A 13,732-nucleotide genomic window follows, 5' to 3' on the forward strand; every position below is an offset into this window, starting at 1 on the left:
GGCACCCAGATGATCGACTCCGCCCGCTCCGCCGAGCCCCGGGACTTCGGCCCCGCTCGGTACATCGCCCCCTACCTTCTGCTCGTCCTGGCCGACGCCGGGACCGCGAAGGCGTCGGCCGGCGACCGGCCCGTGCTGTTCGGGCTGTTCGCGGCCGTGGCCGTGCTCGGCGTGGTGAGCGCCGCCGTATGTCTGCGGCGGATGTGGGCCACACACCAGCGCCGCGCCCAGCCCGGCTGGACACGCTTACTCGGCGCACTTCTCGCTGCCTACGGCCTGTACGTCACGTTTCGCGTCCTCCACGACCTCACGGGATGATCCCGTGAGACGCCGGGCACCGGTGTCAAGCCGTGTACGCGCCCACCAGCAGGCCCAGGTACGCCCCCGTGATCAGGAACGGGCCGAAGGGGATGGCCGTTTTGCGGGTGGCCCGGCGGGTGACCAGCAGGGCTCCGCCGTACAGGGCGCCCAGGAGGAAGCCGGCGAAGGTGCCGAGCATGACGGTCGGCCAGCCGTACCAGCCGAGGGCGGCGCCGGTACCGAGGGCGAGCTTGACGTCGCCGAAGCCCATGCCCGCGGGGTTGATGAGGAACAGGACGAAGTAGCCGCCGCCCAGGGCGAGGGAGCCGAGCAGGGCGGTCGTCCAGACGCCCGCGTGTTCGGGGACGAGGGCGGTGAGGCCCAGCAGGGCGAGTGCGGCACCGGCGAAGGGGAGCGTGAGCGGGTCGGGCAGGCGCCGTACGCGGAAGTCGACGACCGTGAGCAGCACGCCGGCCGGGGCCAGCAGCAGCCAGACGCCCAGCTCCGGGCGGGTGCCGGTCGCGGCGGCGAGGAGCGCGCAGACCAGGGCGGTGGCGACCATCAGGGGGACCGTACGCGGCCCGTATCCGCGCTCCTCGCACGCCGGGCACGCCGCGCGCCCCAGCCAGCCCCCGAGGGCGTGACCGCCGGGGCACTCCCCGCGCCATGCCTCACCCGAGGGCGCCGAAAACCGGTAGGCCGCGCGCGGCAGCAGCGCTCCCGCCACCGCACCCCACAGCGCGGCGGCGACGACCAGCGGCCCGGTACTCATCCCACCGCGGCGATCGCGTCACGCCACGTCGGCAGCAGCTCGTCGAGCAGCGCCTCGGTGCGCGGCGGCAGCCCGCGGGCCCCGCTGCGGCCGATGAGGTCGGTGGCGAGCTCGGTCAGCCGGACCGCGTCGCCGGTGGAGTGCGTGGCGCGCAGCAGCTCGTGCCACAGGCGCTCGTCGGCCGGAGCGGTACGCAGCGCCGCGTTCAGCGCCTCGATGGCCTTCTCCGTACGGTCCTTCTCCATGTGGAACTCGCACAGCGCGAGTCCCGTGTCCGCGACGAGCAGCGGCAGCTGGGCGTCGACGATCTCGTGCGTGAGCCACCGGTAGCGCCCCTCGGGCCGGTCGGCGAGCAGCGGCCCGCGCACCAGCACGAGCGCGTCGGTGAGCAGCCGCCCGCGCACGGCCCGGCTGCCGACGCCCTTGCCCTGCGTGGCCTCGTGGTAGAGGGACCGCAGCACGTCGAGGTCGGAGACGACCGTCTTGGCGAGCGTGAGCCGCCCGCTCGCGTCCCGGCCGAGGCGGGGCGTGCCGTCGGGGTCGGTGCCGAGCCAGATCCGCAGCCGGTCGAGCAGCGCGTTGCGCACGTCGTCGGTGACGCCGCGCGGCCACAGCGCGGAGGACAGCACCCGCGGGTGCACACCCTCGCGGTGCAGGAGCAGCAGGGCGAGCGCCTCGTGCAGCAGCGCGCTGCGCTCCCCGTCCGGGGTGTCCAGGCCGATGATCTCGTACGGTCCGACGAGCCGGGCGTACACGGCCGGCCGCCCTTGCTCGCTGATGTCGACGAGGAACGGCGGGGCGGTCGCGGGTCCGTCCGTGTCGCGCTCCGGGTCGGACTCGACGAACAGCTCGACCACGGCCCGCTGCTGGGCGACCGGCAACAACTGGGCGTCGAGTTCGAGTCCGAGGAGGGGTGCGAGCAGCTTGCCCTCGCCGGTGATCTCCATCTCCCAGGCGGCGCCCGGCAGATCGCCGGTCTCGGTGCCGACGAGGTAGCCGATGCCGAGACGGCTGGCGTCGGCGGCCAGTTCGGCGAGCGTGACGGCCTCCTCGGCGGACGGCTGGGCGGCGAGCAGGACGAGGTGCGGGGCCCAGCGGGTGTGCTGGGCGGGGCCGGTACGCCCGGTGAGGACGGAGTCGTGCCCGGCGGCGCCCAGCGCTCCGCGCCGCTGTCGCGTCTCGGCCTCCATGGTCTCGACGAGCGCCTCGATGTCCTCGAGGTGGCGGATCCGGTTCGGGGCGAGGGGGGTGAGGTCCTCGCCGAACCCGACGAGCGTGATGGTCATGCGGTCGGACCAGCCGTTGGTCGCCAACTCGGCGGCGACGGACGCGAAGACGGCGGCCCGGTCGGCCTCCCGGCCGCTCAGCGACACGATGCCGGGCACGGCCTCCAGGTTGAGCAGCAGCCGAGAGTCGTCCATGGTGCCGAGGCTGACCAGCCCCGGGTAGGGCGCTGCGGTGTCGGTGTCCTCGTAGCGCTCGGCGTCGGTCCGGGACAGCATCCAGAACGTCTGGTCCTGCCCCTGCTGCCAGGGGGCCGGGGGCTTCCCGGCGGGCTGGGCGAGCTGGAGGTGCAGGTCGCCGCTGCTGAGCCAGGCCGCGTAGACGACCGGCAGCGCGCGCGATTCCTCGGCGAGGGAGGCGGCGAGACCGCGCAGGCTCCGGTCGAGCAGCCGTACGCCCTCGGGGTCGGCGCCGACGAGCAGCGCGTCCTGGACGTCCTGCGCGTCGCCGCTCGGCGTGGGCGGCTCCATGCCGCGGCGCCCGCCGACGGCACCGAACGCCGACTGCCACAGCGCCTGCCGGCGCCGCCGGCCCAGGGCGCCGAGGAGACCGGCGGCGAGGAGGGGCGCGGTGAGGAGGGCTTCGGGGAGGCCGAAGGAGCTGTCGGACTCGGCGCCGACGGCGGTGGCCTGCTGGTGCCCGGTGCCGGGGGCGGGCCGCTGCTGGTCGGGGACGGACACCTGGGTGGCGCCGCCACCGGCGTGCTCGTGTCCGCCGCCCTGGGCGCCGGAGCCGCCACCGCCCTGGGCGTGGTCCCCGGTCCGGGCGTAGTCGCTGATCTGCTGCTGCACGTCCGGCGACACGTGGGGCGCCTCGTCGGGCATCTCGACGAGGTCGCCGCCGCGGGCGTCGCCCGGCATCTCCATGATCCAGCCGGGCCGGATGAGACTGGCCTCGGAGAGCTTGGACCCGTCCGGCTGCACGCGGTCCTTGTTGAGCTCGAAGATCTCCTTGTAGCGGCGCCCGTCACCGAGGTGCCGTTGGGCTATCTCCCAGAGTGAGTCGTGGTGACGCCCCTCGGGCGGCTGGATCCGGTAGAACTTCGTGTCGCCCTGCTTGGCGGTGCTGCCGCCGGCATCGGCGTGGGCGGCGGCGTGCGAGGCCTGCTCGGCGAGGGCCGCGGCGGCGCCGGAGGCCTGCTCCTGCTGCTGGGCGAAGATGCCCGGGGTGGCCTGGGCGGCCGCGACGGTCGGCTTCTGGTTGGCGTCGTAGCCGTTCCCCAGCTGCGACAGCCCGGGCGTGAAGCTGGCGGCGGTCGCGCCGACGAGCAGCAGCGCGGCGACGAGCTGGCGCGCCAGCAACTGGCTCGGCCCCGCGCCCGGCACCCGGCCCGGCACGCCGACACCCGACAGCGCGGCCTTCATCTCCACGAGCACGCACGCCGTGAACTGCGCCCACGCCAGCCACACGATGACGGTGAGGATGTTCAGGAAGGTATGAACGGTGATCTCTTGCTGCAGCCAGTCGAAACTGGGCACCCCGTCCGGCAGCGGCCACCCGATCTGCGTGGCCAGCGCGCCCGGCACACCGACGAGCAGCACGGCCAGGGCGAGGAAGGCGAAGAACGCCTTCACGAAGTCCCCGAACGAGCGTCGCCGGATCCGCACGGCCTGCGGGGTCCGGTTCCGCGGGGCGGCCGTGGCCCCCGCCGTCGTTCCCGTCGTACTTCCCGACGTACTTCCCGTCGAGCTTGACGAGCTTGAGGTGCGGCGTCGCGGCATGGCGGGTGTCCTGGGGTCGAGTGTCGAGTGTGGAGTGAGCCGAGTGAGGTGAGGCCGAGCTGTGAGGTGAGGGGTGTGCTGAGCCTACAGAGATCTTATGGACTCTTATCGGGGTCGTCGAAGGGCGGAGTGAGGGAACGCCACCGACGTCCGGTTTACCCCTTTAGCCGGGGACAGTTGCCGCTGCGCCCGCACGACCAGGAACTCCGCCTTCGCAACTGCCACGCAGGCTCGTCACGTTCCCCACACAACCTCTCATGGTCGTTCAGGGGGCACCACGGGTCACTGATAGCTTCGTTCTCTGTTGCACACACCGAACTTCGGGGGAGAAGCCGTGGCCCGCCGCGCACTGACCACCACTGCAGCAGCGTTCGCCGTGACGGCGGCGTTGCTTCTGACCGCCTGTGGCGGGGGCGACGACTCGTCGTCGGACGACATCAAGGGCGCGGGCAACAGCTCCAACAGCCCCTCGGCACCGGCTTCGCCCTCCGCGGGGTCCGACGTCAAGCGCCCGGTGACCAAGCTCCCGAGCAGCTTCCAGCTGACGTTCGAGAACTGGACGAGCAGCGATCCGGTGGAGCAGGCGGTGCTGAACGACGCGAAGGAAGAAGTCCGGGCCGGTTACGCGGCGATCATCGCCAACGACCCGGACAGTGAAGCCGTCGCGTTCTACGACACCGAGGGCGTCCGTGGGCAGACCAAGGAATGGATCAAGACCTACACGGACAAGAACCTCACCGTCATCGGCGAGCTGCCCGTGTTCGCCCCCAAGGTCAACGTGGCCAAGGACGGCAAGGGAGCCTCGCTCAGCTACTGCACCGACGAGACCCGGGCGAAGACCAGGGACCGCAAGACCGGCAAGATGGAGGGGAATCCGGCGGGTACGAACCCCTACGTCAGCTACTCGGTCTCCCTGGCGAAGAGCGAGCAGGGCGTGTGGCAGAACGCGTCGGTGCACTCCGAGCGAGGCGGGTGCTCCAAGTGAGGGCGCGCTACCGGGCGATACCACTGATCGTCACGTCACTCGCTTCGGCCCTGCTGGCATCGACGCCCGCCGGCGCGTTCGGAGGCGGCGGCTCGGGCACACGCGGTGGAGCCGACGGCCACGAATTGTCGGCGTCTGCCTCACAGTCCCGGATCAGGGTCACCCAGGAGAGCGGGCCGACCGGCGGCAAGCAGGGAACCGTCGCCTCGACGGACGTCAACTGGAAGCCGCCGCCGTGCTGGTACGAGCCGGTCTTCACCCCCGAACAGCTGAAGAACTTCTCGGAGAACGACGGCAGCGGCGACGCCGGACTGCGCGACGGCTGGTACGGCTCGGAGCTCTGGACGGACCACTTCAGGGACGAGAAGGACGCCACCACCATCTTCACGAAGCCGGCGACCGTGAAGGGGTACAAGAACTACAACCTGGGCAAGAAGGGCTACTTCTGGCGCGGGGTGGCCCCGGACGTGACCGGGATCGATGACACGTCACTGTGCAGCAGGCTGATGTTCTGGCAGGACGCCGGCGAGATCCCCGACGTGCCGAACGCTCCCACGGCTGAAACGCTCGCCGACTACGCCTACAACAAGATCAAGGTCCCCGAGACCGAGGTGGAGCTGAAGCCTGCCGCCAAGTCGACGGTGAATCTCCCCACTTGGGTGTGGCTGGACAAGGGCACCTTCAGGGACGTCAAGGTCCGCGCGGAGCTCCCGGGTACGGGCCTCTGGGCGGAGACCACGGCCAAGCCGGTCGCCCTCCACCTGGACCCCGGCACCGAGGACGCCGAGGTCTTCCCCGCCTCCGGCGACTGCCGGATCAACGACGACGGCTCCATCGGCACCCCGTACACCAAGGGCAACGCCGACAAGACCCCGCCGTGCGGCATCCGTTACCTCCGCGCCACCGACGGCACCCCCTACCGGCTCTCCGCCAGCGTCACCTGGCAGATCACCTGGGAAGGCTCCGACGGCACCGGCGGCGACCTGCCCGACGGCACCTTCGAAACGACCCAGGAGATGAACGTCCAGGAAATCCAGTCGATCAACCGCTGACGGGCCGGGCCACCGGCCCCACCGTTCTGGGGGTCCAGGATGATTTCCATGCGCTCACCTCACATCAGCAAGTCGTAGTTGATGGTCCAGTCCAGCGGTCAGCATTTTCTGCAACCCGGCATCGCCCTGAATGTGGCGACCGTATCGGGGATGCGCTGATCGCGCTTCGTGCGGAACCGTGAGCGGATGTGGTCGATGACCGTCTTCCGCATGGGCACAACCGTCGCCGAGAGACGTGAAAGGGCCCCGGATACGGGAATCCGGGGCCCTTTACTGCGCGTTCGTCAGGAAGAGACGGCCGCGTTGAGGTGCAGGTCCGCCGCGATGCCCTGCGGCGAGACGGCGAGGCCCAGGCCGCCGCCGACGCCGGCGGTGAGGCCGGCGGCCGTGGTCTCGACGTAGAGACCGGCTGCGGCGCCGGCACCCGCGGCAGCACCGCCCGCCTGGCCGCCGGCGATGGAGTCCAGCTCGGCGTCGGACATCTGGGCGGTCTGGATCTGCGGGGTGAAGGCCATGGGGGGCGGTTCCCTTCGTTCAATAATTCGAAGTGCTCGAGCGCGACCGATCAAAGCACGTCGGAAGAAGGGGCGGCCAGTCCGTGCCCAGTCCGTGGATATGAATGTGCGTGGATTTCTGGGCGCGAATTCATGAGTGTGACCATTCGGCCACATGGGACCCCGTGGTCTTCACACCCTCTGCCACTTCGCGGTCCGGAAACGCCTTCCGCGGCACAAGAAATGGGCCGGACTCGGTTTCTGCCCCACCCCGTCCCGACCTCACGGTGAACGGTGTGCAGATTCGCCGGATGTTCCGGTCCGGCTCAGCCGACCTCGTTCTGCGCCACCGCTTCGCCGTGGACCACCACGTCGCCGCTGTAGAACATGCCCGTGAAGACCGGGGAGTACGTGAGCTGTACTTCGACCTGTACCTGCTGGGCGTCGGCCGCCACGCAGTGGGTCGCGCCGATGTCCGCGCCCGTCATGTCCATCTCGCGGGCGAAGGCCTTCACGCGGGCGTTGCAGTTCTCGAAGTTGATCGGGGCCGGGCCGCCCTCGTTCTCGTAGAGGGCGTCGCGGTCGATGTCCTGGGCCGCGTAACGGGCGGCCTGTTCGGCGATGTCGGCGGCGCGCTCCCGCTTGGAGATGGACAGGCCGCCGTCGATGACGAACGCGGAGAGGGAGAGGAAGACGAGCGTGAAGATGATGACCGCGCCGGCACCGGAGCCGCGGTCGTCCAGACGTGCGCGACGGGCCGCCCACCAGGACGGCCGGAAGGACCGAAGACGTCTCACACCGACCTCCGGAACGGATCGAGCGGGGAGCTGAAGCTCGCCGACAGGGTCGTCGGGATGTCCAGGCCGAGCATGGCGAGACCCCGCACCTGGCAGCTCACCTCGACCGTGAAGATGGTGTCCGGCTCGAAGCCCGGGCTGGTCTGCGTGACGGTCACGGGACCCGAGCAGACGTCCCCCAGGTTCGCCTCCGCGGCCTTCTTGGCCTCGGCCATGGCCGTCGCGTGGTCCTTCTGGATCGAGCCCGCGCGGGCCGCGTCCCGGGCCGCTCCGTCGAGCGCTCCGCGGCCGTCCACGAGCTGGCCGAAGGCCACCAGGACCAGGATGAAGAGGATCATCACCGGCGCGAGGATCACGACCTCGACGGTGGACAGGCCGCTGTCGTCCGCGGACCGCCGGTCCCCGGTGAGGGAAGGGACGGACATTCAGTTCCCCTCGTCCTGTACGAACCGCTCCACCGGCCCCGCCGACTGAGCGTGCACCGTCAGGTCCAGCCCGGGAAACACCGACGGGACCCTCGCCTCGATCTCCACGCCCACCGTGTTCTGCTCCGGCTGCACCATCGTCACGTCCGGGGACAGGACCAGTTGGGGGCCGAGCTGGCGGATGTAGCTGTCGACGACGTCCCGCGCCTCGCCCCGCCACGCGCCCGGTTGTTCGTCGGCCGTGGCACGGGCCTTGCGGGCTCCGGCCTGGGCCGCCGCCTGGGCGACGTGGTCGGCGAAGAAGTACAGGGCGAACTGCACGGTCGCGAAGATCATGAAGAAGAGGACCGGGGTGAGCAGCACGAACTCGATCGCGGTCATGCCTGAGTCGCCGCGGGCGGCCGCCCGTTCCCGTGCGGCCCGCACCCGGCGGCGTACCCGTCTGCTGACGTCTGCCGGCATCCCCGTGAACCCCGTTGCTCTCGAGACGGTCAGCAGGTCTTGCCCGCGTCCGCACCCTTGATGCAGTCGCCGACCTTGTTGGCGCCCTCGCTGAGCGCGGCGTTGATGATGGCGGCCACGACTCCGACGATCGCCACGACGACCGCGGAGATGATGACCCACTCGACCGCGGAGGCACCGCGGTCCAGCTCGCCGGAGCGGGCCCGCTCGGTGCGGGCCTGGAGGAAGGTGACGAGGAAGTCCACGGCGGGGATGCCGGTGTGGAAGTTGCGTCCGTTCATGACGTCTTGTCCTTTCGAAATCGGTTCACGGAGGTTCTGGACTCGTGAAGGTCGCTGCAAGGCTCATGCACGGCTCACTGCACCTGGAACACCCGCATCGCCGCCGGAAAGATCAGGAACACCAGGAACCCGGCGCACAGCAGCAGCTGCGCCACGAGCATCGACTGGGACTTCTCGCCCGCGCTGCCCTCGATCTCGGCGAGTTCGCGGTGCCGCATGGTCTCGGCACGGGAGGCGAGGGACTCGCGGACCTTGGCGCCGTCGTCCGCGACCAGGGCCAGGGAGGCGGAGAGGTCCTTGAGTTCCTCGACGCCGATCTCCTCGCCGAGCGCGCCGAGGGCCTGCCACTGGCTGACGCCGGTGATGCGGGCGTCGGACAGGGCGTTGCGGATGCGCTGGTTGGCCCAGCCGTCGGAGATCTCGGCCGCCGCCATGAGGGCCTCGGGCAGACCGCGTCCGCCGGCGAGGCTCATGGACACCAGGTCGAGGTAGGCGCCGATCACCCGCCGCAGGTCGCGCCGCTTCTCGGCGGCGTCCCTGCGTACCTCCAGGTCGGGCAGGAAGAAGAAGATCACTCCGAAGAGCAGGGCCAGCCAGACGGGGATGATCGGGTTCCTGCCGAAGCCCAGCGTGTAGACGATGGCGAACATGAACGGGCCGAAGAACAGGCCGGCCACGCCCAGCAGCACCTTCGTCGCCAGGAACTTCTCCCAGCTGCGGTCCAGCACCGCCAGGTCCGCGCGCAGCGAGCGCTGCTCCCAGCCCTGCTGGAGGTAGAACTCCGAGACGCGCAGACCGACTTCGGCCCGCAGCGCGCCCAGGCGTCCTTTCTCGCGCTCGGCGCGGGCCGACTCGTAGGCCGAGCCGCGGGCCCGCATCGCGTCGATCCGCGCGACCTGTGAGATCGCGCTGCGCTTGCTCGGCATGAGGGCGCGGACGAGGGCGTAGATGCCCAGGCCGATGACGGCGCCGACGACGAGCGGCATCGTGAGGTCCATCAGCGTGCCCCTTCTTCCTGCGGCATCCGCTGCTGGGACTGCGCGTGCGACGGCGTCCTGGGACGGACGAACTGGACGGAGGCCTCGTCGCGGACCAGGAAACGCTCGGGCGTCTCGATGGTGGACAGCTTGCGCAGCCACCAGAACCCGAGTGCGAACAGGCCGCAGACACAGGCCAGGACGAGCTGGCCGACGGCCGTTCCGTACGGCTCCACGAAATCGCGGTTGAAGATCGACAGGCCGAGGACGAAGGCGACGGACACCGCGACGACGATCTGCACGGACCTGCGGGTCGACGCGCGCTGGGCCATGACCCGCTGGCGCATGTCGACCTCCTCGCGGGCCGACTTGGCCAGGGCGCCGAGGACTTGGCGCAGGCCCGGGCCGCGCAGACGGGCGTTGAGGATGAGGGCCGCGACGATGATGTCGGCGGAGGCGTCGTCGATCTCGTCGGCGAGTTGCTGGAGCGCCTCGGGCAGCGGGGTGCGGGCGCGCAGCCGGTCGACGAGGGCGTCGAGATGGGGCCGCAGCACGGGTGCCGCGGCGCGGGCGGAGGCCGGGATGGCCTGCTCCAAGCCCACGGCGCCGGCGATGGTGTCGCGCAGGGACTCCGTCCAGGAGGCCAGGGCCTCCACGCGGCGCATGGCGGCCCGTTCCTCACCGGCACCGCCGAACAGGCGGTCCCAGAAGAAGACGAGGACACCGGCCGCGATGCCCGCGACGGCCCAGCGGGTGAGGACGAGGACGACCAGGCCGACGATGGCGGCGAGCGAGCCGCGCTGGCCGGCGAAGCGGATCAGTTCGCTCGCCCGCTCGGCGGCCTTCTGCTTCTCGTGGTCGGGCTTGGCGGGCAGCCCGCGGATGGCGATGAGGAGGAGGGCGAGTCCGCCGCCGACGGCGACGCCGCTGCCAATCGAGTACAGGACGGTGGTGGAGAACAGGCCGCCCATGGAGCCGAGCGAGCCGAGTGCCGCGAGATTCGTGTTCATTCCCGGCTCACCCCCAGGTCCCGGTCGGCCGGTAGCCGTGTGCCATCAGTTCCTCCAGGCAGGCTATGGGGGCGTGCGGCACGATCCGGCCGTCGGGGGCCTCCGCGAACACCTCGCTGGACAGCACCCGTCCGTCGACGCCGTTGACCTCGCGGACGGAGGTGACCATGCGCTGGAGGCGGCCGCCGTTGCCGTAGTTGTTGCGCCGCTGGATGAAGACGACGAAGTTGACCGCGCCCGCGATCAGCATCTGGCTGGCCTCGATGGGCAGCCGCTCCGTGGCCTGCAGCGCGTAGGTGGAAATACGGTTGAAGACCTCGTGCGAGCTGTTGGCGTGGATCGTGGACAGGGAGCCGTCGTTGCCCTGCGACATGGCGTTGAGCATGGTGACGATCTCGTCGCCGAGGACCTCACCGACGATGACGCGGGAGGGGTTCATACGCAGCGAGCGTCGTACCAGTTCCGCCATCGAAATGGTGCCCTGGCCCTCGGAGTTGGGCAGGCGTTCCTCGAAGGCGACGACGTTGGGGTGCAGGTCGGGGAAGGTGTCGAGGCCGAGCTCCAGGGCCCGTTCGACGGTGATGAGGCGCTCGTGCGGCGGGATCTCGTTGGCGAGGGCGCGCAGGAGCGTGGTCTTGCCGGCGTTGGTGGCGCCGGCGATCATGATGTTCTTGCGGGCGCGGACCGCGCAGGCCATGAAGTGGGCGACCTCGGGCGACAGGGTGCCGTTGCCGACGAGGTCGGAGATGAACACCTTGCCCATGCGCGCGCGGCGGATGGACAGGGCGGGGCGCCGGGTGACGTCCATGACGGCCGACAGACGCGAACCGTCGGGCAGGCGCAGGTCCAGCTGCGGGTTGGCCGAGTCGAACGGCCGGGAGGACAGACCGGAGTACGCGCCGAGCACCTGGATGAGCTCGATGAGCTCCTCGTCGGTCTCGGCGACGGGATCACCCTGCGCCTCACGGCCGTCGGCGTACCCGATGAACACCTGGTCGCAGCCGTTAATGTCGATGTTCTCGACCTCGGGGTTGTCCAGCAGCGGCTGGAGCCGGCCGACGCCGAACAGCGCGGCGTGCACGGCGGCCGCGTACTGCTCCTCGGTCTCGGCGTCCAGTGGCGTACGGCCCGCGTTGATCTCGGAGCGGGCGTATTCCTCCAGGATCTGGGCTATGACGGCACGGGCGTACTGCCGTTCGTCCTCCGTGGACATCGGGGTGACGCCCGCGACCTGGTCCTGTCGGCGCTGCTCGGCGATGCGGTCGCCGGCGTCCTGACGGAACCGCTTGACCAACTGGTGGTCGACAGCGGTCATGCGCCGGCCCCCGCGTGGCCCTGCATCTGGCCCGGGGCGTGCGGGGCGTGGTGGGCCTGGGGTGCCTGGTTGGCCTGCGCGGAGGCGGCCCAGGCGGCGCCGTACTGCTGGTAGAGGTCGGCGGCGACCTTGCGGGCCGAGCGGATCAGCAGCGACTTGTCGAGCCGACCGCGCTTACGGCCGGCCAGCTGGTCGGCGCCGGCCGGATCGTCGGCGATGGTGCCGACCACGCGGGCGCCGGTCTGCGCGTGCACGAGCATGTCGTTGACCTGCGAGGCGAGCTTGCCGGCCGTGCCGGTGTCGGCGATCAGGACGACACCGATCATGGGGGTGCCGAGGCTCGCGGCGCCGCGCGGTCCGCCGTGCAGCTTGCCCGCGAGGGCGGCGGCGCGGTCACGGACGCGGGCGATGGCCTCGGGCTCGGTGCGCGAGACGAGTAGCACGAGCGCGGCGTGCGGGAAGAGTTCGACGGCCGGGGTGTCGCCGCTGATGCGTCCGCAGTCGGCGATCACGTCGGCGGCGGCGTGCGGGGAGTCGGCGAGGGAGCTGAAGGCGTGTCCGAGGGTCGGCCACAACCCCGCGAGTCCGGCGGCCTGTTCGGCGATCCCCAGTCCGACGAGGACCTCGAGCCCGCCGCTCAGCGGCTGCACGTGGTCCCACAGCTGGTCGGGCACGAGGCCGCGGCGTGCGGTTGCGGCGATGGACAGCATGCCGGTGTTGGGGTTGAGCGGTCCGCCGTGCGCGGCCGCGCTGCGGTAGACGAGGTCACCGCCCGCCGGGTCCGCCTCGGCGAGCAGGACGCGCCGCGGCCAGACCGCCGCGAGGGCGACGGCCGCGGTGGTGACGCCGGGGGAACCCTTGTCGGCGGCGAGAGCGATGAGCGCCATGGGTCGAGTGCCGCCTTCTAGTTGCCGGGGACGCGCACGATGGCGACCTGGTTCGACGCCGCCGCCGAGGCGAGCGCTGCCGCGTCGGCCTCGTCGACGAGGACGGTGATCGAGAGGTTGCCCGTGCTCACGGTGGCGTCGTCGTCCGCCGAGACGGTGTTCACGCGCGCGTCGTCGACGAGGGCGCCGCCGGAAGTGGAGGTGCCGCTCGAACCGCTGTTGCTGTCGGAGCTGTTCGAACCGGAGCCGGTGGAGCTGACGCGGTAGGCGGAGACGAGGTCGCCGGCCTTGATGTCCGCGGGGTACGTGCCCTCCTTGAGGGCGAGTCCGACGGAGGCCTTGCCCGCGGGCAGGCTGGCCTTCTTGGCGAACATCTGGCCCATCACGACCGTGTCGGAGTAGATGGTGGACTTGGCCTTGAGGGTCTTCAGCGTGGCCAGCTGGTCCCACGTGACGTAGTTGATGCTGTCGTCGGCGGCGACCATCACCGAGGTCACATTGTCACCGACGGACTCCCCGGCCTGGATCTCCTTCGTCACCTTGACGACCTCGACCCGGTTGCCGACCTGGAGCACGAGCATCGTCACGCCCAGCGCGCCCACCAGGATCAGCAGCACCGCGAGCGCGGCCAGTGCCGGTTTGCGCTCGCGAGGCGGGGTGGGAAGCCGGTCGCCGACCGACGGCTGAGCCGGAGCGGCGGAACGACCGGCGCCCGCCCCCGTACGCTCTTGGATCTTCACGCAACCGCTCCCCGTACACCCAAGAAGATGTCTGTCATGTGCCTTCAAAATCGGACACTTCACCCGCGTCGCCCCGTAAAGAGAAGTACGGGACGGGCCGGACGTACCCGCCCGACCTGGGCGAATAGCCAGCACTGGGGGTGAGTGTCAAGCCATCGCACCGTATCAGCCGCACATAAGCCCCTCAAGGCGCTCCCGGCCCCACGGGCCGCAGGTTGCGGCCTGTTATC

At 70.9% G+C, this 13,732-nt stretch carries 15 protein-coding genes; 3 read left to right on the forward strand and 12 right to left on the reverse strand.

The window, feature by feature from the left end; genetic code table 11:
* Positions 1–9 precede the first annotated feature (9 nt).
* Entirely contained in the window at positions 10–318 is a 309-nt protein-coding gene (locus BJ965_RS16015) for a hypothetical protein (RefSeq protein ID WP_184909229.1), read from the forward strand.
* 25 nt (positions 319–343) lie between these two features.
* Here the strand turns inward: BJ965_RS16015 and BJ965_RS16020 are convergent, their stop codons facing one another.
* Together BJ965_RS16020 and BJ965_RS16025 are read right to left on the reverse strand one after the other, a co-directional pair.
* Positions 344–1,072: a prepilin peptidase gene (locus tag BJ965_RS16020; RefSeq protein ID WP_184909231.1), complete on the reverse strand. Its 729-nt coding sequence runs from the start codon at positions 1,070–1,072 to the stop codon at positions 344–346.
* Positions 1,069–3,963, reverse strand: coding sequence for a BTAD domain-containing putative transcriptional regulator (locus tag BJ965_RS16025; protein ID WP_184909233.1), 2,895 nt, complete (start codon positions 3,961–3,963; stop codon positions 1,069–1,071). The genes BJ965_RS16020 and BJ965_RS16025 overlap by 4 nt, the downstream gene beginning before the upstream one ends.
* Before the next feature lie 448 nt (positions 3,964–4,411).
* Between BJ965_RS16025 and BJ965_RS16030 the strand changes: the two genes are divergently transcribed.
* Together BJ965_RS16030 and BJ965_RS16035 are read left to right on the forward strand one after the other, a co-directional pair.
* The gene (locus BJ965_RS16030; protein ID WP_184909234.1) at positions 4,412–5,062 is read left to right on the forward strand and encodes a hypothetical protein; all 651 of its coding nucleotides are present in this window, start codon (positions 4,412–4,414) and stop codon (positions 5,060–5,062) included.
* Positions 5,059–6,114 carry a hypothetical protein gene (locus tag BJ965_RS16035; protein WP_376777923.1) on the forward strand — a complete coding sequence of 352 codons (1,056 nt, stop codon included), beginning with the start codon at positions 5,059–5,061 and terminating at the stop codon, positions 6,112–6,114. Before BJ965_RS16030 ends, BJ965_RS16035 begins: the two co-directional genes overlap by 4 nt.
* 284 nt (positions 6,115–6,398) lie before the next feature.
* Here the strand turns inward: BJ965_RS16035 and BJ965_RS16040 are convergent, their stop codons facing one another.
* The 10 genes from BJ965_RS16040 to BJ965_RS16085 all read right to left on the reverse strand — a co-directional run bounded on the left by BJ965_RS16040 (position 6,399) and on the right by BJ965_RS16085 (position 13,502).
* Entirely contained in the window at positions 6,399–6,629 is a 231-nt protein-coding gene (locus tag BJ965_RS16040) for a hypothetical protein (RefSeq protein WP_030840005.1), read from the reverse strand.
* 305 nt (positions 6,630–6,934) lie between these two features.
* Positions 6,935–7,405, reverse strand: coding sequence for a TadE/TadG family type IV pilus assembly protein (locus BJ965_RS16045; protein ID WP_184909236.1), 471 nt, complete (start codon positions 7,403–7,405; stop codon positions 6,935–6,937).
* Positions 7,402–7,830 (reverse strand): TadE/TadG family type IV pilus assembly protein, encoded by a 429-nt coding sequence (locus BJ965_RS16050; protein WP_184909237.1) that lies wholly within the window; start codon positions 7,828–7,830, stop codon positions 7,402–7,404. Before BJ965_RS16050 ends, BJ965_RS16045 begins: the two co-directional genes overlap by 4 nt.
* On the reverse strand, positions 7,831–8,292 hold the full coding sequence (locus BJ965_RS16055) for a TadE family protein (RefSeq protein WP_030840014.1): 462 nt from the start codon (positions 8,290–8,292) through the stop codon (positions 7,831–7,833).
* A gap of 29 nt (positions 8,293–8,321) precedes the next feature.
* Entirely contained in the window at positions 8,322–8,573 is a 252-nt protein-coding gene (locus BJ965_RS16060) for a hypothetical protein (protein ID WP_010041603.1), read from the reverse strand.
* Between the two features lie 74 nt (positions 8,574–8,647).
* Positions 8,648–9,571 (reverse strand): type II secretion system F family protein, encoded by a 924-nt coding sequence (locus BJ965_RS16065; protein ID WP_184909239.1) that lies wholly within the window; start codon positions 9,569–9,571, stop codon positions 8,648–8,650.
* Entirely contained in the window at positions 9,571–10,521 is a 951-nt protein-coding gene (locus tag BJ965_RS16070) for a type II secretion system F family protein (RefSeq protein ID WP_184917220.1), read from the reverse strand. Before BJ965_RS16070 ends, BJ965_RS16065 begins: the two co-directional genes overlap by 1 nt.
* A 46-nt stretch (positions 10,522–10,567) precedes the next feature.
* On the reverse strand, positions 10,568–11,875 hold the full coding sequence (locus BJ965_RS16075) for a CpaF family protein (protein WP_184909241.1): 1,308 nt from the start codon (positions 11,873–11,875) through the stop codon (positions 10,568–10,570).
* The gene (locus BJ965_RS16080; RefSeq protein ID WP_184909242.1) at positions 11,872–12,762 is read right to left on the reverse strand and encodes a hypothetical protein; all 891 of its coding nucleotides are present in this window, start codon (positions 12,760–12,762) and stop codon (positions 11,872–11,874) included. Before BJ965_RS16080 ends, BJ965_RS16075 begins: the two co-directional genes overlap by 4 nt.
* A gap of 17 nt (positions 12,763–12,779) precedes the next feature.
* On the reverse strand, positions 12,780–13,502 hold the full coding sequence (locus tag BJ965_RS16085) for a hypothetical protein (RefSeq protein WP_184909244.1): 723 nt from the start codon (positions 13,500–13,502) through the stop codon (positions 12,780–12,782).
* Positions 13,503–13,732: the final 230 nt, after the last annotated feature.

Source organism: Streptomyces luteogriseus (genome assembly GCF_014205055.1).
Classification (GTDB): Bacteria; Actinomycetota; Actinomycetes; order Streptomycetales; family Streptomycetaceae; genus Streptomyces; species Streptomyces luteogriseus.